Source organism: Hymenobacter translucens, from assembly GCF_020685205.1.
Lineage (GTDB): Bacteria > Bacteroidota > Bacteroidia > Cytophagales > Hymenobacteraceae > Hymenobacter > Hymenobacter translucens.
Genome location: NZ_JAJERB010000003.1, coordinates 162,078 through 184,672, shown reverse-complemented (window position 1 = coordinate 184,672; position 22,595 = coordinate 162,078). Strand labels below are relative to the sequence as shown.

General features: G+C 61.3%; 26 protein-coding genes. 11 read left to right on the top strand and 15 right to left on the bottom strand.

Annotation, left to right across the window (positions count from 1 at the left end; genetic code table 11):
• The first annotated feature begins 126 nt into the window (after positions 1 to 126).
• The 7 genes from LJY25_RS07980 (at position 127) to LJY25_RS07950 (ending at position 6,913) form a co-directional block, all read left to right on the top strand.
• Positions 127 to 837 (top strand): DUF2306 domain-containing protein, encoded by a 711-nt coding sequence (locus LJY25_RS07980; RefSeq protein WP_227607795.1) that lies wholly within the window; start codon positions 127 to 129, stop codon positions 835 to 837.
• A gap of 117 nt (positions 838 to 954) precedes the next feature.
• Positions 955 to 1,722 (top strand): hypothetical protein, encoded by a 768-nt coding sequence (locus tag LJY25_RS07975; RefSeq protein ID WP_227607794.1) that lies wholly within the window; start codon positions 955 to 957, stop codon positions 1,720 to 1,722.
• A gap of 37 nt (positions 1,723 to 1,759) precedes the next feature.
• The gene (locus tag LJY25_RS07970) at positions 1,760 to 2,656 is read left to right on the top strand and encodes a hypothetical protein (RefSeq protein WP_227607793.1); all 897 of its coding nucleotides are present in this window, start codon (positions 1,760 to 1,762) and stop codon (positions 2,654 to 2,656) included.
• 189 nt (positions 2,657 to 2,845) lie between these two features.
• Complete coding sequence (locus tag LJY25_RS07965) at positions 2,846 to 3,655, top strand: helix-turn-helix domain-containing protein (protein WP_227607792.1); 810 nt, start codon at positions 2,846 to 2,848, stop codon at positions 3,653 to 3,655.
• A 171-nt stretch (positions 3,656 to 3,826) separates the two neighbouring features.
• Positions 3,827 to 4,546, top strand: coding sequence for a pirin family protein (locus LJY25_RS07960; RefSeq protein WP_227607791.1), 720 nt, complete (start codon positions 3,827 to 3,829; stop codon positions 4,544 to 4,546).
• 9 nt (positions 4,547 to 4,555) lie between these two features.
• Entirely contained in the window at positions 4,556 to 5,266 is a 711-nt protein-coding gene (locus LJY25_RS07955) for a GAF domain-containing protein (protein ID WP_227607790.1), read from the top strand.
• Positions 5,267 to 5,476: 210 nt separating this feature from the next.
• Positions 5,477 to 6,913, top strand: a complete 1,437-nt coding sequence (locus tag LJY25_RS07950; RefSeq protein ID WP_227607789.1) for an erythromycin esterase family protein — start codon at positions 5,477 to 5,479, stop codon at positions 6,911 to 6,913.
• A 99-nt stretch (positions 6,914 to 7,012) separates the two neighbouring features.
• Here LJY25_RS07950 and LJY25_RS07945 read toward each other — a convergent pair whose 3' ends face one another.
• From LJY25_RS07945 to LJY25_RS07915, 8 genes are all read right to left on the bottom strand, one after another.
• Positions 7,013 to 8,878 (bottom strand): M2 family metallopeptidase, encoded by a 1,866-nt coding sequence (locus tag LJY25_RS07945; RefSeq protein WP_227607788.1) that lies wholly within the window; start codon positions 8,876 to 8,878, stop codon positions 7,013 to 7,015.
• A 148-nt stretch (positions 8,879 to 9,026) separates the two neighbouring features.
• On the bottom strand, positions 9,027 to 9,968 hold the full coding sequence (locus tag LJY25_RS07940) for a M90 family metallopeptidase (RefSeq protein ID WP_227607787.1): 942 nt from the start codon (positions 9,966 to 9,968) through the stop codon (positions 9,027 to 9,029).
• A 177-nt stretch (positions 9,969 to 10,145) separates the two neighbouring features.
• Entirely contained in the window at positions 10,146 to 10,484 is a 339-nt protein-coding gene (locus tag LJY25_RS07935) for a hypothetical protein (protein WP_227607786.1), read from the bottom strand.
• Between the two features lie 175 nt (positions 10,485 to 10,659).
• On the bottom strand, positions 10,660 to 10,995 hold the full coding sequence (locus LJY25_RS07930; protein WP_227607785.1) for a hypothetical protein: 336 nt from the start codon (positions 10,993 to 10,995) through the stop codon (positions 10,660 to 10,662).
• A gap of 21 nt (positions 10,996 to 11,016) precedes the next feature.
• The gene (locus LJY25_RS21225) at positions 11,017 to 11,148 is read right to left on the bottom strand and encodes a hypothetical protein (protein ID WP_262908700.1); all 132 of its coding nucleotides are present in this window, start codon (positions 11,146 to 11,148) and stop codon (positions 11,017 to 11,019) included.
• A 34-nt stretch (positions 11,149 to 11,182) separates the two neighbouring features.
• Positions 11,183 to 11,542, bottom strand: a complete 360-nt coding sequence (locus tag LJY25_RS07925) for a low molecular weight protein tyrosine phosphatase family protein (protein ID WP_227607784.1) — start codon at positions 11,540 to 11,542, stop codon at positions 11,183 to 11,185.
• Positions 11,535 to 12,923, bottom strand: coding sequence for a DEAD/DEAH box helicase (locus tag LJY25_RS07920; protein WP_227607783.1), 1,389 nt, complete (start codon positions 12,921 to 12,923; stop codon positions 11,535 to 11,537). The genes LJY25_RS07925 and LJY25_RS07920 overlap by 8 nt, the downstream gene beginning before the upstream one ends.
• A gap of 108 nt (positions 12,924 to 13,031) precedes the next feature.
• A complete protein-coding gene (locus LJY25_RS07915; RefSeq protein ID WP_227607782.1) occupies positions 13,032 to 13,982 on the bottom strand; it encodes a YihY/virulence factor BrkB family protein in 951 nt (316 codons plus the stop codon).
• 115 nt (positions 13,983 to 14,097) lie between these two features.
• Between LJY25_RS07915 and LJY25_RS07910 the strand changes: the two genes are divergently transcribed.
• Positions 14,098 to 14,625, top strand: coding sequence for a DUF2062 domain-containing protein (locus LJY25_RS07910; protein ID WP_227607781.1), 528 nt, complete (start codon positions 14,098 to 14,100; stop codon positions 14,623 to 14,625).
• 54 nt (positions 14,626 to 14,679) lie between these two features.
• Here LJY25_RS07910 and LJY25_RS07905 read toward each other — a convergent pair whose 3' ends face one another.
• The 6 genes from LJY25_RS07905 to LJY25_RS07880 all read right to left on the bottom strand — a co-directional run bounded on the left by LJY25_RS07905 (position 14,680) and on the right by LJY25_RS07880 (position 18,948).
• A complete protein-coding gene (locus tag LJY25_RS07905; protein ID WP_227607780.1) occupies positions 14,680 to 15,624 on the bottom strand; it encodes an enhanced serine sensitivity protein SseB C-terminal domain-containing protein in 945 nt (314 codons plus the stop codon).
• 127 nt (positions 15,625 to 15,751) lie between these two features.
• On the bottom strand, positions 15,752 to 16,165 hold the full coding sequence (locus LJY25_RS07900; RefSeq protein ID WP_227607779.1) for a c-type cytochrome: 414 nt from the start codon (positions 16,163 to 16,165) through the stop codon (positions 15,752 to 15,754).
• A complete protein-coding gene (locus LJY25_RS07895; protein ID WP_227607778.1) occupies positions 16,162 to 16,851 on the bottom strand; it encodes an SCO family protein in 690 nt (229 codons plus the stop codon). The genes LJY25_RS07900 and LJY25_RS07895 overlap by 4 nt, the downstream gene beginning before the upstream one ends.
• Complete coding sequence (locus tag LJY25_RS07890) at positions 16,848 to 17,285, bottom strand: hypothetical protein (protein ID WP_227607777.1); 438 nt, start codon at positions 17,283 to 17,285, stop codon at positions 16,848 to 16,850. The genes LJY25_RS07895 and LJY25_RS07890 overlap by 4 nt, the downstream gene beginning before the upstream one ends.
• A gap of 31 nt (positions 17,286 to 17,316) precedes the next feature.
• Positions 17,317 to 18,093, bottom strand: a complete 777-nt coding sequence (locus tag LJY25_RS07885) for an oxygenase MpaB family protein (protein ID WP_227607776.1) — start codon at positions 18,091 to 18,093, stop codon at positions 17,317 to 17,319.
• Positions 18,094 to 18,432: 339 nt separating this feature from the next.
• Positions 18,433 to 18,948, bottom strand: a complete 516-nt coding sequence (locus LJY25_RS07880) for a DUF4112 domain-containing protein (RefSeq protein WP_227607775.1) — start codon at positions 18,946 to 18,948, stop codon at positions 18,433 to 18,435.
• A gap of 162 nt (positions 18,949 to 19,110) precedes the next feature.
• On the opposite strand from LJY25_RS07880, the gene LJY25_RS07875 reads away from it, so the two are divergent.
• A complete protein-coding gene (locus LJY25_RS07875) occupies positions 19,111 to 20,100 on the top strand; it encodes an aldo/keto reductase (protein ID WP_227607774.1) in 990 nt (329 codons plus the stop codon).
• Positions 20,101 to 20,321: 221 nt separating this feature from the next.
• Here LJY25_RS07875 and LJY25_RS07870 read toward each other — a convergent pair whose 3' ends face one another.
• Positions 20,322 to 21,770 (bottom strand): diadenylate cyclase, encoded by a 1,449-nt coding sequence (locus LJY25_RS07870; protein WP_227607773.1) that lies wholly within the window; start codon positions 21,768 to 21,770, stop codon positions 20,322 to 20,324.
• A 227-nt stretch (positions 21,771 to 21,997) separates the two neighbouring features.
• Between LJY25_RS07870 and LJY25_RS07865 the strand changes: the two genes are divergently transcribed.
• Positions 21,998 to 22,255 carry a hypothetical protein gene (locus LJY25_RS07865; RefSeq protein ID WP_227607772.1) on the top strand — a complete coding sequence of 86 codons (258 nt, stop codon included), beginning with the start codon at positions 21,998 to 22,000 and terminating at the stop codon, positions 22,253 to 22,255.
• A 43-nt stretch (positions 22,256 to 22,298) separates the two neighbouring features.
• Positions 22,299 to 22,565 (top strand): hypothetical protein, encoded by a 267-nt coding sequence (locus LJY25_RS07860; protein WP_227607771.1) that lies wholly within the window; start codon positions 22,299 to 22,301, stop codon positions 22,563 to 22,565.
• Positions 22,566 to 22,595: the final 30 nt, after the last annotated feature.

Below are 22,595 nucleotides of genomic sequence, written 5' to 3'. Positions count from 1 at the left end.
CCGCTGTCCGACAGCAGGCGGGGCCTTGGTGTTCATGACAAAGCCGTAGAAAAATAATTACTATAGTAAATCATAATAATATACCAGCCACGTTATCCTGACTGAGCCCTCTGCCAGCCGTTTGCCATGCCTGCATCCCTGACGTTTCCCCGCATCCTTCAATTTCTGGCCGGGACCCTGGTGGGTGGCTTTCTGGTGCTCATGGCGACCAAAGTGTGGCCCTACCGCACGTTGGAGCCGGGTATTCACTTTCTGACGACTAAATCGGAGGCCACGAATTCCAGCTTGTTTTTCCGGATCGGTTTCTACGTGCACATCAGCAGCTCCCTGTGGGTGCTGGGCGCGGGCCTCGCGCAGTTTTTTCCGCGCTGGTTTCAGGGGCGGGCCCGCCTGCACCGTAACCTGGGCAAGCTTTACGTCGTGTCCATCCTGGCGCTGGCGGGGCCCTCAGGACTGATCCTCGCCGCTTACGCCAACGGCGGGCTGGTGGCCAAAGTAGGCTTCACCCTGCAGTGCATCGTCTGGATGCTGTGCACCTGGCAGGCTTACCGCCTGGCGCGGCAGCGGCAGTGGGAAGCGCACACCGCTTGGATGATTCGCAGCTTCGCCGTCACGCTGGCCGCCCTGAGCTTGCGCTCGGAAAGCTACCTGCTGTTTTACGTGTTCGGCACCAAGCCCATCGAAACCTACCTGACCGTCACCTGGCTGTCGTGGACCGGCAACCTCGTGCTGGCGGAAGTACTGATTGAGGTGGGGGCCGCCCGCCGTCTGCTGCGCCAGGCCCGGTTCTTCTCTCCCCGGCCCACGGTGGCCCCCGCGGCGGCAGTGGCGGCCTGATAGCCAGCTGGTTTTCCTGTTCTTCCTGCAACGCCCGGATCCCTTTCGAAGGGTCTATGGCGGCGGCGTGCCCTGCCTCATCCTTCTGATTCTGCTTTTCACCAAACCCTCTGTTCCATGAAGCTGCTTCTGATGCTGGTGGTCCTGTTCTCCACCGCAGCCGGCACTCCCCCGGCTATTTCCACCAAACAACCGGCCCGCAAGCCCGTAGCGGCGGCTTCGGCCAGTCTGGTAAGCCGATTCGATCTGGCGCCCCTGTGGTCGCTGCACGGTGATGGCGAAGCCGAAGCGCGGGTGATGCTGGGCTACCTCGGGCCGCAATACCGTCGGCTGGAGCTGGTATTTCAGAAAGTGCGGCGCGACCGTAAAAACCCGGCGGTGTATCACGTGGCGGGCAAAACCCGGGAGCGGGAACGGATTCTGCCCTTCACCGGCACCATTACGCTCACGTCGATGCGCAAAGTCCGGGTGCCAAAGGGCTGCAACTGCGCCCGGGAGTGGAATCATTATCAGGCCACCGGCCGGTTTCGGCTGACGGAAAGCGCGGCCGTGGAAGGGTCCGGCACTTTTTCCGGCACACTGACCATGATGTTTTCACGGACGCCCAACGGCGTTGCGTACCTGCCCGCCTACAAAGATGACTGGGGTTACACGGAAGGCAAAGGGGAGGGGACCACGTTTACCAGCACCTGGCGGAATCCTGAAAGCAAAAAGCCGCTCAACCTGCTCTGGGCAAGTAACTTCATGGAAATTGCCCCCACGGTGATGGAGAATTTCTACGCCGGTGACCGGGGCATGCACATCAACCCCCGGTATGCGCGGATGGGCTGGAACCGCTACTGGGAAAATGAGGAGTGGTGGGCTGATGACGAACCCATTATGTAAAGAATTCCTGCTATTTTACAATCGACATCTGTCCTCTATGAAAAAGCTCCCGCCCGCTCTGGCCGCTCTCGGCCTGCTTTTATCCACTTCCTGTCAGCAGCAGGCAGCTCCCACCCAGGCCACGGCAAAGGCCGAAACAGCAGCGCCGGTCCGAACGGTTACTACCCAGGCCGCTAGGCCGGTGGAGCCCGCCCCGGTACTCAGTCCCGAGATGCTGGCGTTTCTGAAGCAGCACGATCTGACCACGCTGTGGCCTAAAGTGTCGTCCGGAAGCTACTATAACCCGGTTCAGAACGGCTTCTTTGGCGCCGACCACTACCGGATTGAAGTGGTTTTCACCCGCGTGGTCCAAGACTCCGTGCACCCCGGGATTCTGCACGTAACCGGTAAAAACCGCTTCAAAAAAACGATTACTCCTTTCTCCGGGGAGATCATACTGGATCAGCTGCAGGACGCCGCGTTCGAAAACCACGATGCGGAAAACCCGGCCTATTCAGCACGCGGCTCATTTGTGCTACGCGAAGACCCGCAGCAGAAAAATGCCGGCGTCTTCACCGGAAAAGTAACGCTGGACTTCCGGCTGTACCCGAATGAAGAGCAGATCCTGCGCCTGTCCCATAGTATGGCACCGGAAGGGTACGCCGCCCGGGGAGGAGGTGCGACTTTTGAAGGCGAGTGGGTCAATAACGCTTCCGGGCAACGCAAGCCCTGCATCTGGGCCGACGACTTCTTCATGGTTGCCAACACGATTCTGCGGGACTTTGCCATTGCCGAGCGCGACGTCACCATCAACCCCCAGTATGTGCACCTGGGCTGGGATAAGTATTGGGAAAATGATGAGTGGTATGCCGAGGCGGCTGCCCTTACGGCCCAGGCCACAATCGATAGTATTTACGATAATGCGGCCCGAAAAGCAGCATCACAAGTAAATTAACCTGCTGAAATACATTTGCTTGGAGTACAAGGCGGTGCATGGGGAGAAGAATCATTTAGCAGAATGTCAAAAAAACTCTGCCTAAAAAAAACTTTTAGCTAAATGAATTAGTAAAGCCGGGGGCGGGTTAGTAATTTCACGAGCCGTTTCTGTTTTCTAGTAAGGCCTTTCCCCGGCTCCCATTCCACGATGATTAACACTAACCTTAAATTCTGGCGCCGTGAGCTGGGCCTCACGCAGTCACAAATGGCTGATAAGCTGGGGATCAAACGCTCCCTGGTGGGTGCTTACGAAGAAGGCCGGGCCGAGCCCAAGCTCGTGACCCTGGTGAACATGGCCCGCCTGTTCGGCATCACCCTCGACGCGCTGGTAACCACGGACTTTAGCCGCAAGTCCAACGCCAAGGCCGCGCTGCGGCAGCTGGAGCCGGCCACGAACTCGCCCGAGCCTCCGTCGCCCCGCCCGGCCGACCGGCTGCGCATCCTGGCGCTGACGGTCGACAAAGAGCAGAATGAGAACATTGAGCTGGTGCCTCAGAAAGCTGCCGCCGGCTACCTCAACGGCTATGCCGACCCGGAGTACCTTGAGGAGCTGCCTAAGTTTCGCCTGCCCATGCTCAGCTCCGGCGGCTCGTACCGGGCTTTCGAAATTGCAGGCGACTCAATGCTGCCCATTGCTTCCGGTACCGTCATCGTGGGCCGCTACGTCGATGACTGGCTGACGCTCAAGGACGGTACGCCCTGCATCGTGGTCAGCAACAAGGAAGGCATCGTGTTTAAGCGCGTGTTCAACCGCCTCAAGGACTCGTCGATGCTAACGCTGCACTCCGATAACCCGGTGTACTCGCCCTACGAAATAGACGTGGAAGACGTCGTGGAGATCTGGGAAGCCAAGTCGTATATCAGCAGCACGTTCCCCATTGCCGACCTCTCGCTCACGCGCCTGGCCAGCATCGTGCTCGATCTGCAGCAGCAAATGACGACCCTGAAGAAAGCCTAGCCTAACGCTAGGTTTAGTTAAGCTATAGGAAAAGCCCTGGCCGGGAACGGTTGGGGCTTTTTGCTTTACCTACCTGTTGCTATATAGGTTGGCGGCTGCTAACTTAACTTCGCCCGGACTTGCCCCGTATGGGCAAGGAACATTCGCTTATCAACGACCAAACGCCTTCCCATGCTTAAGTATATTCCGGCCACCAGCCGTCACCACGCCGCCCCGGCTCCCTGGCTCAGCAGCTACTTCCTGTTCTCCTTCGCCGATTACTACGACAAGGAAAACATGCATTTCGGGCCCCTGCGGGTGTTCAACGACGACAGCATCGCGCCCAATTCGGGCTTTCCCCAGCACCCGCATTCCGAAATGGAAATCGTAACGATTGTGCTCGATGGGGAAGTAACCCACGAAGACACGATGGGCAATATGACGACGATTCCGAAAGGGGAAGTGCAGCGCATGACGGCCGGTACGGGCCTGGCCCACGGCGAGATGAACCGCACCGACAAGCCCCTGCACATCTACCAGCTCTGGTTTTTGCCCAACCAGCGCGGTCTGCGCCCAAGCTACGAGCAGAAAGACCTGAACTTCCTCAGCACCAACAACAAGCTGATTCCGTTGGTGTCGGGCCAGAAGGTGCTGGAAGACGTGGTGTACATGAATTCCAATACGACCGTATACTGGGCCAACCTCAAGGAAGACAAGGAACTACAGTTTAAGACGTTTCCCATCCGTCTGACCTTCCTTTACGTAAAGGAAGGAACCATCTTCGTCAATGGCACCGAGCTGGGTCCGAATGATCAGGCCCGCATGACTGACGAGCACGTGGTCGATATTAAAGCCAGTAAAGACGCGCAGTTCATTCTGATTGACCTGCCTGCCGCGGAAGCTAACTACTAATCCCCCTGAATGAGTAAGCCCTTCCCCGCGTCGTTGATTCCGGCCGACGACGCGGTCCGCCTTCGCACGCTGTACCAGTACCAGATTGTCAATACGACTGCGGAGGCCATCTTCGACGACTACACGGCGTGGGCCGCACAGTTGTTTAATACCCCCATTGCGCTTATCTCCCTGGTGGATGATGAGTACGTGTGGTTTAAGTCGGTAACGGGCGCCGAGGGTATCCCCGGCCTGCCCCGCGCCGAAAGCATGTGCTCGGCCGCTATTCTACAGGACGAGCCCGTGGTAACCTCGGATTACAAGCCCGAAAGCTGCGGGCTTATCAAGCCGGACGTGGCCCAGGCCATCGGGCTGAAGTTCTACGCCGGCGCCGCCCTGCAAATGCCGGATGGGGCCCGCATTGGGATGCTGGCTGTGATTGGGCGGGAATTCCGGCAGCTTACCGACACTGATTCCGCGGCCCTGGCGCGGCTGGCAAAGCTGGTGAGCCAGACGATTGAGCTGCGCGTGCGCTACGTAATAGCCGATGAGCCGGAAGAATGGTCCAGGGCGCAGGCCGAGCTGACCGAAAGCCTCGACGAAAACGCGGCTCTGGCCCGCTACCTCAACAGCCGCAAGGAGGGCATCGACTTCGACGACGAGGAGGTCGCGCAGCTTATTTACCGCAGTTACGACAACCTAAGCAAAGTACTGCAGCGCCGGATGCTGCAGATGGCCTAAAAAGCCGGGCCCAGCGGCCCGGCTTTTTTTACGTGCGTCGTTGGTGGCTTTACCAGACGCCGGCAATCCTGTTTCAGCGTGCCAGCCCCGGGGATTTTCCGTATTAGTACGGCAAAAAATGCGTATTCCGCAACGAAGCCTACTGCCGTAAAAAAGAAAGCAGCCTCCGGTGGAGGCAGGCATCTGATGGGGCCAAAAGGCTGAAGGAAAATGGCAATCAACAATACGGCAAAGTGGCTGACGGTGGGTCTGTTTGTGCTTCACGCGCTGGCCTGCAGCCACCAGAAGAAAGACGACACCGCTTCCGGCGCGGCAGCGGCAGACTCGGAGCTGCCGGTCCAGCTTACCAGTGAGGGTGCCGCAACCACGGCAAAGGTGGACATTCCGAGCTACCCGCTGCGCTCGGAAAAAGACCTCGACCGGCTGATGGAGCAGGTCGGCAACGCCCGCGTGGTGCTCCTGGGCGAGGCCTCCCATGGTACCCACGAGTACTACGCCTGGCGGGCGGCGCTGTCCAAGCGGCTCATACAGGAGAAGGGCTTTGACTTTATTGCCGTGGAAGGGGAATGGGCCGATTCCTACCGCGTGAATGAGTTTGTGAAAGGCACGCGTCAGGACAGCGCGGCAGCCGTGCGTCTGCTGCGGCACTACAACCGCTGGCCCACCTGGATGTGGGGCAACTACGAAGTCGCCTCCCTGGTGACCTGGCTGAACGGCCACAACCAGCGGGCCGCCACCGAAAAAGTAGGCTTCTACGGCCTCGACGTGTACTGCCTCTGGGAAGCCCTGGCCGACCTCGTACCCCGTCTCGAAGGCCGTGACCCGGCCGCCGCCCAGGCCGCCCAAAAGGCGCACCGCTGCTTTCAGCCCTATAACTCCGACGCCCAGGACTATGCCATGGCCGTGGCTCGGGCCGACCGGGCCTGCGGGCTGGAAACCAGCCGGCTTTGGAAGTCGATGGAAAAGCTGACCGGAGGGGCGGTGCCCCAGGATGAGAACCTGTTTGTGGCCCAGCAGCACGCGCTGGTAGCCATGAACGGGGAGCGGTACTACCGGGCCATGACCAGCAGCAACACCGAATCCTGGAACATCCGGGACCGGCACATGATGGAAACGCTCAAGCGCCTGCTCGAGCGACACGGACCCAGTAGCAAGGCCATTGTGTGGGAACATAACACCCACGTAGGCGACGCCCGCTACACCGACATGGCCAGCAGCGGCGAAGTAAACGTGGGTCAGCTGGCCCGGCAGCAGCTGGGCCGCGACAACGTGTTTATCGTTGGGTTCGGTTCGTACCAGGGCTCGGTCATTGCCGCCGACGCCTGGGGTGCGCCCATCAAGCGGATGCCGGTGCCGGAAGCCAAGGAAGGCAGCTGGGAGGATCTGCTGCACGCGACCGGGGCCACCAACAAGCTGATTCTGTCCAAAGACCTGCGCGAAGTACCGTTTTTCAAGCGCCGTCTGGGCCACCGCGCCATCGGAGTCGTGTACAACCCCCGGGTCGAGCGGTTCGGCAACTACGTGCCCTCCGTCATTCCCCAGCGCTACGACGCGTTTATCTACCTCGACAAAACCACCGCCCTGCACCCGCTGGAAACGCCGGTGAAGGGCAACGAGCCCCCAGATCTGTATCCTTCGGGCACGTAGGCTTAGTGCCGGCGAAGCCAGCTCAGTCTAGCGAAGCACAACACAAAAAAGCGGGCGGGGCCTGTAGCCCCGCCCGCTTAAAAAACGAGCCCACCAGCATTACATCGTGTATTTGCGGCCCTTGTTCTGCTCTTTCAGGTAAGCCATCAGCGGCTGGAAGTAGTCAACCATGGCGCGGGCGGAGAGGTCCTCGCCGGTTTTCTCCTTGAGTACCACCCGCCAGTCGCGGGAGGCGCCGGGGCGCATGATGTCGGCCAGAAAGTTGCCTACTTCCTTGCTGCCATAGTAGTTGGTGGCATGCGGGTCCTGCTTCAGGATCTTTTTGGCAATGTGGTCGTGGAGCTGAAACAGAATGACGTAGCTAAGTGCGTAGTCGTAGTACTGGGCCGGGTCGTCGTTGATGTGGGTTTTGGTAGCGGGGTCCAGAAAGTTCTCACCCCGGCTCGCGGGCGGCACGATGCCCTGGTACTTCTTCACCAGCTCCCACCAGCGTGCGTTTAGCTGGTCGGCGGGCAGGTTTTCGGCATAGAAGCTGTTTTCCCACTCGCTCATCACCCCGGACGAGAACGGGATAAAGGTCACGTAGTTCAGGGCCTCCTTCAGCAGCGTCTGGGTCTGGTCGCTCTTGGCGTTGGCGGGAATCAGGTTCAGGCCCACCAGAAACGGCTTTTGAGTGGCAGCCAGGCCCATCAGGGAGCCCATGGCCTCGTGGTAGGCGCGGTTAGCCCCGCCCCGGAGCAGTACCGGCACCTCGGGGTTGGTGTAGGTGAGGTAGTAGTAGATATGGCCCAGCTCGTGGTGGGTGGTTTCGTACCACTCGGTGTTGGCCTCCACGCTCATCAGGCTGCGCACGTCATTCTCGAGGTCCATGTGCCAGGCCGAGGCATGGTTGTTTTTCTTGTAGTTGGCGTCCTTGGGCAGCGGGTAAAGGCTGCTTTTCTCCCAGAATACCGGCGGCAACGCCTGAAAGCCGAGGCTCTGGTAAAACCGCTCGGCCTGCTTTACCTGCCACTCCGCCCCCTTTTTGGCCAGCGCCGCGTCGAGGTTCAGGCCCTTCACGTCTACCATTGCGCTCCAGTCCTGGCCCCAGCGGTTGGGCAGCCAGGAAGCGGGCAGCATGTCGGGCACCTGCTTCACCCCGTATTGTTTGGCCAGCTCGTAGCGGGCGTAGGTGTGCAGCTCCCGGTAGAGCGGGCGCAGCTCATCGTTGATTTTGCGAACCAGCGCCATCATTTCCTCCCGGGTCATGCCGTAGTCGGAGGCCTGGTAGGTAAAGTAGTCGGGGTAGCCCAGCGCCTGCACGGTCTGGTTGCGCAGGCCGCGCAGGTTCAGCAGCCCTTCCTTGAGCGAGGGGCCGATGGTCTTGCTGGCCTCCCAGATCTGCTGGCGCTTGCGTGGGTCTTTTTCCCGGCGCAGCAGCTCGTCCAGGTCGTTGGTCGTCACCGACTTGCCCTGGTACTTGTAGTCGAAGCCGTAGAGCTTTTCGGTTTGCTGGGTTTCGGCCTTGATGCGACGCTTTACCACGTCGGCAATGGTCTGGGGCGAGTTGGCGGCGTTGTAGAGGGCCGTTTCCAACTGCTTTACCTGCAGGGGCGTCAGCTCGGATTTATGCTCGAGCAGCTGCTTGAGGCGGCTGATGTTTTCAGCGCTGCCGGTGAAAGCGGCTATGGCTTCGTTAGCACGGGCAGTAGCCACGGCGTTGGTGCTGTCGCCCTTCACAATGCGGGTATTGGAGCGCCATTCCGCCTCGGTCGACTGGGTGTAGAGCTTCTGGTAGGTGGCGGAGTACTCGCGCAGAAACAGGTCGGCCTGGGTTTTCCAGTCGGGCGGCGCGGGCGTGGCAGTTGCACTGGGTGAAGGGGGTGCCGGGGCAGTGGCGGTAGTAGTTGGGGCGGTAGGGGCGCAGGCCCAGAGCGCGGAGCCCAGCGTAGCCAGCGTGAGGCCGGAAAGGAGCGTTTTTTTCATGAGTGGGAAAAGGAGGGAAAGGAGCAGGGCACTAGTTCGTCGGCTAAAATAGCTACTTGCCCCTGAACGCCTCAGCCTCCGTGCTGTACCCGGTAGCTGCCGGGCGTCGGTAGCCCGAACTGACGCCGCAGAGCCGCGGTAGCACGGCCTAGGCAGCCTGCTGCTGAAGCATATGGCACTCTTTGTACTTCTTGCCGCTGCCGCAGGGGCAGGGGTCGTTGCGGCCGAACTTGCGGCGGGAGCGCAGCGTCTTAAGCCATTCCCGTGGGTCGGTAGCAAAGCGCAGGAACCGCTTCTTGGGGTTTTGGCGCAGGGCCCGGGTCAGCAGCTGGTACAGCTCGGGGTGGTTTTCCTGCAGTTTCTCGGGCTTCTCAAAAAAGTATTCGGTTACGACGGCAAAGAACTCGGCCTCGTTGGTACCGCCATAGTCGTTGATTTCCGATTTGCCGGCCCGGATAGCCTCGATCTCCCGCGCCATGACCTCGGCCCAGGGCTGCAGCAGCTCCGGCGGCAAGGCCAGCTTCGGCACCCCGTCGATAATGCCATCAGCCTCGTCGAGCAGGTGCGCAAACTCGTGAATGCCCACATTCTGCCGGTCAAGCGAATCCTGAAAGCCCCGCTCCAGCGAAGCTTTGGACAGGTGCATATAGTGCTGATTCTGGAAGTTGCGGACGCTGCCCAGGAGCTGGCCCTGCAGGGGGGCAGTTTCTTTGTTGGGGTCCTGCTTTTCCCGCCAGGCGTCGGGCACAATCAGCACCTCGCTGAGGTTGCCGTACTCCCAGCCCCGGAAGCCAAAGGTGGGAATAATGGCCGAGGCGGCTACCAGCACCCGCGTGGTATCGTCGACCTCGGTTTGCAGGCCGGTAATGCGCGTCTGAGCCAGAAACACCTGTACCTCGCGCTCAAACCGCTTTTTTTCCTCCACGGTCAGCGACAAGTAAAACGCGACCCGGGTAGCCAGGGTCTGCCGCCATTGCTCCGGGAACTCCGCCGCCAGAGCCGCGGCTTTAATGCGGGCGCCGCGCGTTACGTAGCGGTAGAAAAAAAAGACAATCACGGCCAGAGCAGCCAGGGCAATCAGATAATTCATGGCCGGGTAAACGGTTCCTCCACGCGAAGGTTAAGCTTACTTCCGCTGCCCCTGCTAGTGCCGGTAAGACGTCGGGGGAGAAAACGAGCAAGGCCAGAACCTCTTGCGGAAGTTCTGGCCTTTGCCGTTTTGCTGAATTCATACGTTGCTTTCAACAGGAGGCGGCTGCAATTGACGTTACCGGATAACGACGGTAACCGTGTACGAATTACCGGCTACCAGCATGTTGGTGACGCTGGTAGTGCCGCCCAGCGAGCCTTTCGAGGCTTCTACGGTATAACGCTGGTCGCCATCAAGGGTGAACGTGGCTTTGCCAAAGCTGTTGGTAGAAGAGGATTCGTCGGCGGTCGTCGAGCCCGTCTTCATCACCTTTACCGAAGCTCCCGACTGCAGCGTACCGGCGCTGTTGGTAACCGTCACCTCCAGATTGGAGTCAGGAACCGTTTCGGTTATTTCACACGAGGTGAGGGTGGTGGCAAACAAAGCCAGGGCAGAGAAGAGTAAACGGTGTTTCATAGGTGCTTTGAAAAATGATTAATCCTTCAAAATTATGGACGCCGCATAGGATTGGCAATACCTACTTCTAGGTATTTTCATGATTCAGCTCATTCATTTTACAAGTTCACCGTCCTGTATCTTTAGTAAGTAGCCTGGCTAGCGTACCTGCCTGTCGTGCTGCTGTGGTGGATGTTTACCGGTTGGTCAGCTGCTGGTTGGGGTCACGGCCCAGGCGGTAGGTGGCTCCCAGCCGCACGGCGTAGTTGTTGCCCAGCACCGCCAGGGCAGCTGACTGCGGACTTTTAGCCCCCTTATAAATCTGCCCGTCCACATTGAGCGAAATGCGCTGACTTCGCCAGCCCAGTCCCACGCCGGGAAGGAGAGTAGGATAGGCATAGTCGGGCTCGTTGGAGCCAGAGGTAAAGGTGGAGCTGGTTACCGTTGGCTTGGTGGCGCGGTTTAGCTTGTAGCCAAAGCTGAGCAGCAGCTTTGGCTTCCCTGGCAAGGGCACAAATACCCGCAGGCCCATGCGTGCGGTTGCCAGCCAGGCCTAGTAGTCAACCAGGCTAAGGTTGCTGATGGTGTTTTGGCGGGTGCGGCTTTTAAAGCGGCTTGCCGTCAGCGCCCCGAACACGCCTACTCGTTGTTTGGGCTGCAACCGATCAGGAAGGGAAGCAAGCATACGCGCATAAGCAGGAAAAGAAATCAGCTAAAAATCAAAATTGCGGCAGCAGGGCCGCTAGCTTCCGGTGGAGCAGCGCTACCAGCTCCGGAGCCTGAAACTGAAATTGGTCGGGGATGCGCAGAATGATCAGGGACTTGCCGGCCAGCTCCCCGGCAAATTTCTCCCGCAGGCGGTCGGCGTGGCGCCGCTCCATCACCAGCACCACGTCGGCCCAGCCGAGGTGCCCGGCCGTGACGCGCACCCGGGCACCGGGCTCGGTTCCGGCCGAGCGCGCCTCGTAGTGCGGGTGGCCATCGAGCAGCCGCTCCGCCGTGAGGCTGCGCCACCGGTTCTGGCTGCAGATAAACAGCAGCTTACGCGGTTGCTCGACGGCTTCAGTTGGTTTACTCAACCAGCGAAACGCGAATCTTGCGGCCCTTGATCTTGGCGCCCGTTACCCGGTTGGCTACTTCCTGAGCCTGCTGCCGCGGCACGGCCACGTAGCTGTAGTGGTCGAACACCTCGATGTGACCAACCGCCTCCCGCTCGAGGCCGCCGTGGGCCATGAACGTGCCCACCAGGTCGTGGGCGCTGACCTTGTCCTTGCGGCCAGCCGATACGTGCAGGGTACTGTTTTCGGGGCGCGGGGCCTTGGGAGCAGCCGGGGGCAGCTTGGGCGCATGCATCGGGGCCCACTGAATGGTTTCGGCCACCGGCCACTTCTTCACGTGGCTTTGCTCGGCGGGCGTGGCCAGGATGTGGGCAGTACCCACGGCCCCGGCACGGGCTGTGCGGCCGGCCCGGTGCTGGAACTGGTCGGCCTTGTCCGGCGACTCGTACTGCACGACCGTGTCGAGGGCCGTTACGTCGAGGCCGCGGGCGGCTACGTCGGTGGCCACGAGCACCTGGCTCGAGCCGTTGCGCAGCTTCATCAGGGCTTTGTCGCGCTCGGGCTGGGGCATCTTGCCATGCAGCACCTCGGCGGCCACGCCCCGGCCCTGCAGGAAGCGGGCCAGCTCGACGCACCGCTCCCGGGTGTTGCAGAAGATCAGGGCCCGGCCGGTATCCGGCTTTTGCAGCAGGTGATAGAGGGCGGCGGGCTTCTGGTCGATGGTGCCCACGTGGCCCAGCAAGGTCAGGTTTTCCGGCAGGTTGCCGTCGTCCTGGCCGGCGTCCACCACGCGGGGGCGGGTGAGGTTGGCCCGGATGAGGTTGAGCACCTTGTCCGACATCGTGGCCGAGAACAGCAGGGTCTGGCGCTGCCGGGGCAGGCGCTTGACAATCTCTACCAGCTCATCCTGAAAGCCCAGCTCCAGGAGCTTGTCGGCTTCGTCGAGAATCAGGACCCGGAGCTTGTTGGGAATGATGGTGCGCTGCTCCAGGTGGTCGAGCAGGCGGCCGGGCGTAGCCACTACCACGTGGGGAATCTGCCGCAGGCTCATCTTCTCATCGCGCATGGCGTGGCCGCCATAGAAGGCCGCCACCCGCAGGTTGGGAATGTACTTGGCCAGGCGCTTCAGGGCGTCGCGCACCTGCAGGGCCAGCTCCCGGGCGGGCACCAGCACGAGCACCTGCATCGAGTCTTCCTTGATTTCCAGCTGCTGAAGCACCGACAGGCCGTAGGCGGCCGTTTTACCCGAGCCGGTGGGCGCCTGTCCGGCTACGTCCTGTCCGGCCAGGGCCATCGGAATAACTTCGGCCTGCACGGGCGTAGGGGCGGTGAAGTTCAGCTCTTCCAGGGCTTGTAAAAGGGCGGGAGCAAGGCCGAGGTCGGCAAACGTGGGAACACTCATAATTCAACTATTTCCGACAAAGGTAACGCTTCTCGGCCGCGCGACCTGAGTGGGGCGTAATGAGCCGGGGCAGCAGCTGGTTTTGAGCTGGTCAGCCAGCCTGGCCTGCTACTCGCCAATCCGCTCTGAAGACACGTTTACCAGCCGGTAGCTGACAGCGTACTTTTTCGGGCGAATGTCCATGCCCACGTAGTGCGCATACACTTTGGTGAAGCAGGCTCCGAAGTAGAAAATCATGGCCGAGTAAAACACGAACAGCAGCACGAGCACAATGCTGGAGGCGTGCCCGTAGATGGGGCCTAGGTTGCGGGGCACCAGCAGGTGGCCCAGCACAAACTCGCCCAGGTCAATCATGACCGCCGTAAAGGCCGCCCCCCGCCAGACGGCCCGCCAGGGAACGATGGCATTGCTCAGGTTGCGGAACGTAACGGCAAACCAGGCCGCCAGAATCAGCAGGGACATCACCTGGTTCAGGACCATCACCAGGTAATACACGAACGTGGCGTCGAAGGGGCGGATGTAGTCGGCGAAAAAGGCCAGGGCTGCATCAAAGGCAAAGGCTATTAAGGACAGCAGGCCGGTCACGACCAGCACGCCCAGGGACCGGAGCCGCTCCTTGTAGATCTTGGCAAACCGCCCGGAGTTTCGCAGCAGCCGCACCTGCCAGATCTGGTTCAGGGAGTTCTGGATGATGACAAACAGCGTGGTGGCAATAAACAGCAGAAAGCCGAAGCCCAGGGTGGCAACCAGCCGGTTCCGCTCCCCGTTGGTCACATTCTGCAGGATCTGCTCGAACAGCTCGGTGGCGGAAGACCCCAGCAGATCCGAGAGCTTGGCCAGCAGCAGCTCCCGCACGATGGATGTGGAATAGAGGGAGCCCAGGAACTGAATCAGGATAATCAGGATCGGGGGCAGGGCGAAGGTGGTGAAGAACGCCGTGGCCGCGCCCAGCCGGAGCGGGTCGTTAGCCGCCAGCTCCTTGGCGGCCCGCTTGAGGAGCAGAAAGAAATCCGTCCAGACTTTACGCCGGGGCTGACCCGGCTCGCGTACATTTGTCATCGGCCTCGCGTACTAACTGCCGGCGTGGGGCCGTTCGGTGGAGGTGACGAAGGTAGGCTGAACCTGCCTTTGGCGCAATGCCACCGGTTTTCCTGCCTCGCTATTCATTGCTGCTTTGCCCGTCCTGCCGACTACTCCGCCGTCTGCCCCTCCCTCGTCCGCTGGCTGGCTGCGTCGGCGCGTGGTCGACCCGCTGCTGGATCTGCTTAAGCAGGGCTTGTCGCCCAGTCAGCTGGCCCTGACCATTGCCCTGGGAGTAGCATTTGGGGTAGTGCCGGTGCTGGGGGCAACGTCGCTGCTGAGCACCTTTGCCGCCCTGCGCCTGCGGCTGAACGTAGCGGCTATGCTGCTGGTCAGCCACCTGCTCAGCCCGGTGCAGCTGCTGCTGCTTATTCCGCTGTTGCGCCTCGGCGCCCGGCTGCTCATCAAAGGGCACGGCCCGGAGCTGACACTGGCCAAGCTCAGGTATTTGTTTGCCCACGACTGGAGCGGGGCCGCGCAGCTGCTGTGGAAGGCCAGCCTGGGCGCCCTGCTGATCTGGGCCCTGGCGATGGTGCCAATTGGCCTCCTGCTGTTTTATGGCCTTCGCCCGCTGTTCCGCCGCATTGCCGCCCGGCAGGCTACCCCCGACTCCTCGCTGTAACGCAAACGGCCCGCTGCAAAGCGGGCCGTTTTTGTGATGACAAAAGTCCAGCCGCTACCCGCGCTGGTAGACGGGCTTGGTCTGGCGCAGGTAGTTGGCCAGCTGATCGTCCGGGTCGGGGCTGACGACGAGCATATCCACCAGCTGGTGTTCCCCCAGGTTGCCGCGGACGGCTTCGCCCAGGTCCTGCAGGAACGCGTGGTCCTCGCCTTCCACGTCGAAGGCCAGCAGCAGGCGGGGCGGCTCGGGGCTGTCCTGCACGTGCATCTGGGCCAGGTACACGGTTTTGACGGTCGGAATGGTGGCGCAGGCCGAGCGGATAGATTTCGCCAGAGCCTCGGGATACTCCGCCGGCTGGCCCAGCAGCACCTGGGCTTCCTGCCCTTCGGGCAGGGGAGGAGCCTCAAACAGGCGGCCGGCCAGCAGGTCGGCCAGCTCCTCGGCTTCCAGGGGCTTGCCCACCGGCGAGAAGGGGTTCAGCATGCAGTTGGCCCCCTGAATCATCTGAAAGAAGTCGAAGCCCCGGGCCCGCAGAAAAGAAACAGGCTCCTTTACCACGCCCGCGTCATAGATGCGGGCCTCGGAGGTGAAGATGGCAATGCGGCCGTCATGCAGCACCTGCAGCTGCACCTCGGCACCTTCCGAAATCTTAATCTCTCCCGGCTCTTCGCCTTCGCGCGGGGCCGTCAGTACAATGAGGTTCTCGCGCAGCAGGGCCTGGTAGAAAGCCGGACGCGCCTCCACCTGCGTGGCGGCGTGCAGCAGCAGCTCCTCCAGAATGTTGGTGGGCTGGAAGGCGGGCGGGGCCGGGGGCGTGACCAGCGGCTGCACGGGCGGGATGCCGGGCACCGGCATGATAGGCGTTGCCGGCGCCGTATGCTTGGAGCCCTGGTAGCGCGGGCCGCTGGCTGGTTTGGCCGCCGGTTCCGACGGGGGCGTGGAGGCCGGGGCCGCCGGGGGTGTGGACGGCGTGGCGCCGGAATCTTTCTTGGATTTCAAAAAGTCAAACAGACCCATAGCAAGCAGATGATTTGAATAGGCAAGCTACTCATGATTACCGTAAAAACATGGCCCGGAAGCCGGCCTTGCACTGGAAAATTACGGTGCGGCCGCCGCCAGCAGGGCCTTAGCGTACGATGCTGCCCCCGCAGCCGGTCAGCTGCTCGGTGACTTCGCGGATGGTAAATACCTCGTTCGAATTACCCCAGGAGGTCTGTACGTAGTTCAGCAGGTTGGTGATTTCGGCGTCGGTCAGCGTGGCATTGCCCGGCATCACCTGCTGGTAAAGCTTGCCGTTCACCGTCATCGGACCGTTGGCTCCCTTGCGCAGCAGGCAGGCCAGGGCCGCGCGGTTAACCTTCAGGTAGTCGGAGCCGGCCAGGGGCGGAATCAGCTGGCGCAGGCCTTCCCCCGATTCGCCGTGGCAGTTCGAGCAGTTGGCGTCGTAAAGGCGGTGACCTTCGTTCTGCCGCTCGGTAAAGCAGCCGGCCAGAATCAGCAGGAACGCCAGCGCTCCGGCCAGACGCAGCAGGCGGCTCATTTTCCGGCCCGGGCTTTTTCCTCGGCCAGCAGCACGGGCAGCTCCTGCATAAGGCGTTCTACTTCCAGCGGGTTCATGCCGTCGTAGACCCCCCGGATCCGGCGCTGGGAGTCGATCAGGGCAAAGGCTCCGCTGTGGGCAAAGCCGCCGGCGACGGTGCTGTCTTTCTGGGCGGCTGTCATGTAGGCCCGGGCCAGGCTGAAGATAGAGTCGTGGGATGCCGTGGCAAAGTGCCAGCGGGCGGCGTTCTGAATGCCGAGGCGCTGGGCGTAGTCGCGCAGCACGGGAATGGAGTCGTGGGCCGGGTCGATGGTGTGGGACAGGAAATGCACCCGCTCGTCGCCCTTGAACTTCTCGTACACGCGCAGCAGCTCGCTCTGCATCTTGGGGCAGATGCTGGGGCAGGTGGCAAAGAAGAAGTCGGTGATGTAGACCTTGCCTCCAAAGGTGGCGTTGGTGATAACCTGCCCGTCCTGATTGCGCAGCCGGAAGTCCGGAATAGTGGCAATAACTGTATCGGCAGGGCCACCGTCGGCCCGGGGGCGAATTTCCCGCTCGCCTACGAAGGGCAGTTGCTCGGGCAGGTCGGCTGTTTCGGCTTTATCGGCGCAGGAGGTCAGGCCGGCAAAGCCGGCCAGCACAAAGGCAAACGCGCCCAGGGTGCGGCGCAGGGAAGTCAGGTTCATGTGCGGGGGGAAGTGGGTGTAGTACCGGTTCGGCGCAGCAGGGCGCGGGCCGAATCCTGGCTGGCGCGCATCAGCTGGCCTACGGAATCGATGCGCAGCTGCTGGGCCGCGTAGTAGGTGATGGCGCGGGCCGGAGCCACCGTATCGGCGGGGCGGCGGTACTGGTGCATCCAGTCCATCATGCCGGCCTCGGCGGCCAGCAGCTCCCGGCGGCGCCGGCTAACGAGCTGGGTGTCGGCGGCGGTAGCCTTCTGCAGCTGCTGGCGCAGGAGGTAAAGCTGGTCCATCTGCAGCATCAGCTCATCGTGCCTGGCCAGCACGGCTTTTTCGGCGGCTTCGGCTCGTTGCTCCTCGCTTTGCAGCGACAGGCAGGCGGGCAGGGCCGCCAGCAGCAAACCGGCCGGCAGCCAGGGGGAAAGACGAAAGATATTCACAGGGCAAAGGTAGAACGCAAACGCGGCACCATCACGCCCCCAGCTCGGCTGGTTCATGGTCCAGGGCCAGAATCCGGTCCTTGTAGTCGGTCGGCAGCAGGCTCGTACGGGCCCACCGGCTCAGGCCCAGGTGCTGCCCCCGGCGGTAGAGCGGCAGCACCGGCTGTAGCCACGACCACGCCCGCAGCTTCAGAAACTCCCGCACTACGGGCGGCACCACCAGGCGCTGGGCTTCGAGCAGCAGGCGGTAGCGCACAAGACCCAGGTGCTTGCGGTACTGCTGGTAAAGGTCGTCGGTGTAGCGGCTGTACTGCAGATCCTGGGCGAGGTGACGCTGGCGGTCGGGCAGCCAGGCCGCGTAGGAGGCGGGCAGGTCGGGGATGCCCATGCGCCGGCCGACCCGGATGAAAACGTCGAATACCTCCTGCTTTTCAGCTTCCGTCGTCGGCCGCTCCAGCACCTCAAAGGCGCTGATGGAGTAGTGGATCAGCATGTAAAGCACGTCGCGGTAAGCCCAGTCGGGAATGGCCGCGCCCCGGCTTTTCTCCACGGCGGCGTGGATGCCGGCAATGGTGTCGATGGCCTGCTCGGCCCCGGTGCGGTCTGCAAACACGATCTGGCGGGCGTAGGTGACGGTCGAAAAAAGCCGGGCCAGCGGATCGGCGGGCAGGCGGCCGGTGAAGTAAAGCCAGTCGACGGCCTTGTTCAGGGCAAACTCGGCTGCCGCCCCGGCAAAGATGAACAGCACCGTGTCGGCTTTGCCCCAGATCTGGCGCACCACGGAGCCGGGGGAAACGAAATAAGTCATAGCAGAGGAAAGCAACAGCTGACTGGTCGCAGCTAAACTATAAGCCGGACGAAAGGATGCCCAGGTTGGGTAATTCCCATTCCCAGGAGAAAATCAAAGAACGGTGTAAAATTATAAAAAGTACTTTGTAATACAAAGTAAAATCAAGCTGAGAAGGTGGAATGATATGGTCATTCCGAGAGTACCGAGGAACCCAAGCCCCGCGCCGTTGACCCAGCGTGAGAACGTTGCTTCTAACTTCTAAAAAGAGCGTCATTCCGAGCTTCCTTCGGAATGACGCTCTTTTTAGAAAACGATTCTCCCTGCTCTGACCAACGACGTGCTATCATGAGCCAAGCCCTACCAGAGGTGTTGCTGGCCGTATTGCCAGAGGTAGGCTGTCAGGGACCATAGCCCCCAGAGCAGCAAACCCAGGAAAATCAGGAAGCCCACCAGCACAACGATAAGCAGCCCTTTGCCGCTGCCGGTGTGCTTGCCTTCGGCGTAGTGCTGGCGCAGCAGCTTCACGTTCCGGTCGTTGCTTTTGTAGGCGAAGTCAAACAGATTGCCCAGGATCGGAATGGCGCCCACAACGGTGTCCAGCAGGATGTTCAGCATCATGCGCACGACCAGACTACCGCTGGCCCCGTGCTTCATCATGGTCATCAACAGAGCGCCGGATACGGCAAAGGTGGACAGGTCGCCCACGATGGGCAGCAAACCCAGGATGGGGTCGAGGCCGAAGCGGAAGCGGGTGCCCGGCAGGCGAAACTGACTGTCCATCAGCCGGGCAATGCCTTCGACCCAGCGCAGACGCTCATCCGAGTCGAAAGTAGGGGTGGTGGAGTTGGTGGCGGTAGGACGGAGAGTGGCCATGGCGGGGTCGTTTAGGCGTATTAAACGGGCCCGGCCGGAAAACGGCTGTTAAACCCGGCTCCGCGCCGTCGCTACCTTTCTAGCTGCTGGTCGTTATCTGCTCAGTGTTTAAAAGCGTAAGCAGCAAGCAGCAATCAACCACTAACCAGCAATTCTTAAGCAATGGAACAACGCACACTGGGCCGGCAGGGCCTGCAGGTTTCGGCCCTCGGACTGGGCTGCATGGGCATGTCCGACTTTTACGGGCAGACCAACGATGCCGAAAGCATCCGCACCATTCACCGGGCACAGGAGCTGGGCGTCACCTTCTTCGATACGGCCGATATGTACGGACCTTTCAAGAACGAGGAGTTGCTGGCCCGGGCCTTTGCGGGGCGCCGGGAACAGGTGGTGCTGGCGACCAAGTTCGGCATCGTGCGCGACCCGAATAACCCCGCCGTCCGGGGTATCAACGGCCGACCGGAGTACGTGAAGAAGGCCTGCGAAGACTCGCTGCGCCGCCTGAAAACCGACTACATCGACCTGTACTACCAGCACCGCGTCGACCCGCAGACGCCCATTGAAGAAACCGTGGGGGCCATGGCCGGGCTGGTGCAGGAAGGCAAGGTGCGCTTTCTGGGCCTTTCGGAGGCGGCTCCTGAAACCCTGCGCCGCGCCAGTGGCGTGCATCCGATTTCCGCCCTGCAAACCGAGTATTCGCTCTGGAGCCGGGACCCCGAAGACGAGATTTTGCAAACCTGTCGGGAGCTGGGCATCGGCTTTGTGCCCTACAGCCCCCTGGGCCGGGGCTTCCTGACCGGGCAGATCAGACGCTTTGAGGACCTCGATGCCGACGACTACCGCCGCCACACGCCCCGGTTTCAGGGGGAGAACTTTCAGCGCAACCTCGACGTGGTAGCCCGCATCCAGGAGCTGGCCGAAGCCAAGGGCTGCACGCCCGGACAGCTGGCCCTGGCCTGGGTGCTGGCGCAGGGCCCGGACATCGTCCCGATTCCCGGCACCAAGCGCGTCTCCTACCTGGAGGAAAACGTAGCCGCCCTAAGCCTTAGCCTTTCGAAAGAGGAGCTAACGCAAATCGAAGAAGTGGCTCCCCGCAATGCCATTGCCGGACCCCGCTACCCTGAAGCCATGATGGCCAGCGTGAACGGGTAATTTTATTTATGTGCTGATGTGCTAATCCGTAGGTATTGCGCGCATTCCTAACTAAAGTGGGGTCGCGGCCGGCCGGAGCAACACAAAAACACTCTAAGCAAGAAGCCCCGATGTACGCATACGTCGGGGCTTTTTGGTCAGGAACAGTTTAGCGCAGTGCCCGTGATGGATAGCCTCGTAGGAAACTGAGGCTCCCTCAGCCTATCGGGACAGCAATAAAATCACCGCCGGATGGGTGGGAGCAGGTCGATGAGCCCGTCTTCGCTGACGACGACGGCCAGACAAGGGTAGCGGCTGCTTTCCACGTAGCGCAGGGCTGAGTTGTAGCGGGAGCCGCGGGACGAGTCGCCTTTCTCGGTGGCCAGGCCGTCGAGGATGGCCCCGATGGCGTAGCAGGTGCCAGCGGGGTTAATGAGCACCGCCCCGTCGATATTCGTGACGAGGCGCAGCACCGAGGGCGTGATAATGCGCGGGGCTACCCGGAAGCACTGCCGGGTTAGGCGCACGGCTTCCTGGGCGGCTCCTTCGCTGATAACCAGAATAGTACCATTCGGCTGGGTGGTGGCTTTCTGGGTCAGCTCCCAGAGGTAGGCGACTCCGGCCGTGTCAAGACTGGGAAATACCCGCTGTACGGCTCGGGCAAAGTTGTTCTCGTCGACCTTGCCCTGGGGCAGGCGGGGCGTGTTCGACACCACCTTCATCATCACCTGCCCGTCGTGGCTGAGCTCCCAGCTGTAGTGCTTGGTGAAGTGAATCACGAACGTAGGCTCGTAGTTGGGGTCCGACGGCTCCACCAGGTAGCCCAGGCCGAATACGTCGGACGCATCCGTGACCAGGGCGGTGCGGCCTTCGCTCAGCTCCAGCAGCTTGCGGATGGAGCGGTGGTCCCGCAGGGGAATGGGCGTCTCCAGGGTCAGGACCGGCACTACGGCGGCATGGTGGCGCTTGGCCACGAGCATGGTGCCGATGCCCTCGTCGCCCTCGTGGCGCAGGGCGGCCACGCCGTTGCAGGCGTCGTAGAGGCCGTGGGTGCCAGCGGCGGCCCGCAGCATAAACCGGCGGCCGGCGGCGCGCAGCACCTCGTTGTAGTCGCGGTCCAGGATGGGGCGGTCCTCATCGGTTTCCGACTCGCGCAGCGCCCGGGAGCAGTCCTGCAGAAACTCGTACACGGCAGCATTGACCAGGGAGCCGGGGCGGGTGGTGCCCTGGGTGGGCAAGGAGTAGTAGCTGCCGTAGGCCTCGGCCGAAAGCTGGAGCACCACAAACACCAGGTAGCCGTGCACGCTCACCGGCAGGGCGCAGAAGCTCACCCGGTCCTCGTGCAGCGAGGCGGCTACGTAGTTGGCGGTGAGCTTGGTGGCCCGGCGCAGCAGCTCATACCAGCGGCGCTTCTCAAACCGGTCATGGTCGGCCGGGTGCAGATGGTACACAATTTCCCGGGGGCCGTCGGGCTCCAGCTCGGCGGCCATGGTTTTCACGTTGGCAAAGTCAGCCGGAGAATAGCGGTGGGTGGGGGGCTCCACGACTACGGCCTGGGGCTCATCGGTTTCGCGGGCCGAAGCCAAACCCAGCAGGAAGACCTCGGGCTTCAGGTTACGGTCGAGAAGGTTGAAGACGCCATCAGCAAACAGCTGAGCCGTGACGCGAAACAGGCTTTGGTGTTCCCACATAGGGTATTCGGGTGGTCGGCGGAAAGGTGCCGCGAGGCAGTATACTACTACTTACGCGAAAAAGTACCATAAGGTAGAGCCTCAAAAGGCCGGCATTAGCCGGTTCGGCCCAACTTTCTGGAAGCAGGGCGGTTAAAAAGACAAATCTTTCCCGTGGCGGGCTTGCGAAACGCTTTGGCTGCCTGTATCTTGGGCTACCGGGTTGCCGGTGCCAAACTCCTGCTGCCATGGTAGTTATCGAAGCTGTTCTGGGCCTGATCTGCGCGATGGCGATTCTGCCGCTCGTCACCGGCTACTGCGCCTATAGCCACGGCCGCTCGTTCTGGCTCTGGTTTGCTCTGGGCTGCGTGCTGCCTATCGGTTCCTTTTTCGTGCTCTTCGCCCTGCTTTACCGCGAGCAGCTCCTGAACCCGGGCCAGTACCTGGTCGATGAAGCCCGGGAAATCCTGGCCGAAGCCGAGCTGGCCGACACGGGGCGGCGGTAATTGGTCGTAAGCTTTTTAGGTAGCTGTTTTTCTGTGTTTTTAAATGACACTGTACTTCAAGCGCCCGTGGTACGAAGCTGACAGTGGATCTTTGACTGGCGGGTGGGGTACATCAGTATGGCTTTTTGAGACTGATATAGAGGGAATGGCACTTCGTCAGATAATACTTTATGCCAATGGGCAACACCTGAAATACAGCCTGCAGAACCCTGATGACGAATATGGGTTCCTTGCTGATCAAGCACTGGACCTCGGAGAGTTCGAAGAGTTCAGGATTACTAAAGATGAGTTTGATGAAGCGTGGAAATGACCAAACGCTGCCAAGTTTTCGGTGAGATGG

What these genes read in the sequence shown, in the direction of transcription:
- LJY25_RS07980 (WP_227607795.1), top strand. Translation starts at nt 127, where the DNA reads ATGCCTGCATCCCTGACGTTTCCCCGCATCCTTCAATTTCTGGCCGGG.
- LJY25_RS07975 (WP_227607794.1), top strand. Translation starts at nt 955, where the DNA reads ATGAAGCTGCTTCTGATGCTGGTGGTCCTGTTCTCCACCGCAGCCGGC.
- LJY25_RS07970 (WP_227607793.1), top strand. Translation starts at nt 1,760, where the DNA reads ATGAAAAAGCTCCCGCCCGCTCTGGCCGCTCTCGGCCTGCTTTTATCC.
- LJY25_RS07965 (WP_227607792.1), top strand. Translation starts at nt 2,846, where the DNA reads ATGATTAACACTAACCTTAAATTCTGGCGCCGTGAGCTGGGCCTCACG.
- LJY25_RS07960 (WP_227607791.1), top strand. Translation starts at nt 3,827, where the DNA reads ATGCTTAAGTATATTCCGGCCACCAGCCGTCACCACGCCGCCCCGGCT.
- LJY25_RS07955 (WP_227607790.1), top strand. Translation starts at nt 4,556, where the DNA reads ATGAGTAAGCCCTTCCCCGCGTCGTTGATTCCGGCCGACGACGCGGTC.
- LJY25_RS07950 (WP_227607789.1), top strand. Translation starts at nt 5,477, where the DNA reads ATGGCAATCAACAATACGGCAAAGTGGCTGACGGTGGGTCTGTTTGTG.
- LJY25_RS07945 (WP_227607788.1), bottom strand. Translation starts at nt 8,878, where the DNA reads ATGAAAAAAACGCTCCTTTCCGGCCTCACGCTGGCTACGCTGGGCTCC.
- LJY25_RS07940 (WP_227607787.1), bottom strand. Translation starts at nt 9,968, where the DNA reads ATGAATTATCTGATTGCCCTGGCTGCTCTGGCCGTGATTGTCTTTTTT.
- LJY25_RS07935 (WP_227607786.1), bottom strand. Translation starts at nt 10,484, where the DNA reads ATGAAACACCGTTTACTCTTCTCTGCCCTGGCTTTGTTTGCCACCACC.
- LJY25_RS07930 (WP_227607785.1), bottom strand. Translation starts at nt 10,995, where the DNA reads ATGGGCCTGCGGGTATTTGTGCCCTTGCCAGGGAAGCCAAAGCTGCTG.
- LJY25_RS21225 (WP_262908700.1), bottom strand. Translation starts at nt 11,148, where the DNA reads ATGCTTGCTTCCCTTCCTGATCGGTTGCAGCCCAAACAACGAGTAGGC.
- LJY25_RS07920 (WP_227607783.1), bottom strand. Translation starts at nt 12,923, where the DNA reads ATGAGTGTTCCCACGTTTGCCGACCTCGGCCTTGCTCCCGCCCTTTTA.
- LJY25_RS07915 (WP_227607782.1), bottom strand. Translation starts at nt 13,982, where the DNA reads ATGACAAATGTACGCGAGCCGGGTCAGCCCCGGCGTAAAGTCTGGACG.
- LJY25_RS07900 (WP_227607779.1), bottom strand. Translation starts at nt 16,165, where the DNA reads ATGAGCCGCCTGCTGCGTCTGGCCGGAGCGCTGGCGTTCCTGCTGATT.
- LJY25_RS07895 (WP_227607778.1), bottom strand. Translation starts at nt 16,851, where the DNA reads ATGAACCTGACTTCCCTGCGCCGCACCCTGGGCGCGTTTGCCTTTGTG.
- LJY25_RS07885 (WP_227607776.1), bottom strand. Translation starts at nt 18,093, where the DNA reads ATGACTTATTTCGTTTCCCCCGGCTCCGTGGTGCGCCAGATCTGGGGC.
- LJY25_RS07880 (WP_227607775.1), bottom strand. Translation starts at nt 18,948, where the DNA reads ATGGCCACTCTCCGTCCTACCGCCACCAACTCCACCACCCCTACTTTC.
- LJY25_RS07875 (WP_227607774.1), top strand. Translation starts at nt 19,111, where the DNA reads ATGGAACAACGCACACTGGGCCGGCAGGGCCTGCAGGTTTCGGCCCTC.
- LJY25_RS07870 (WP_227607773.1), bottom strand. Translation starts at nt 21,770, where the DNA reads ATGTGGGAACACCAAAGCCTGTTTCGCGTCACGGCTCAGCTGTTTGCT.
- LJY25_RS07865 (WP_227607772.1), top strand. Translation starts at nt 21,998, where the DNA reads ATGGTAGTTATCGAAGCTGTTCTGGGCCTGATCTGCGCGATGGCGATT.
- LJY25_RS07860 (WP_227607771.1), top strand. Translation starts at nt 22,299, where the DNA reads ATGACACTGTACTTCAAGCGCCCGTGGTACGAAGCTGACAGTGGATCT.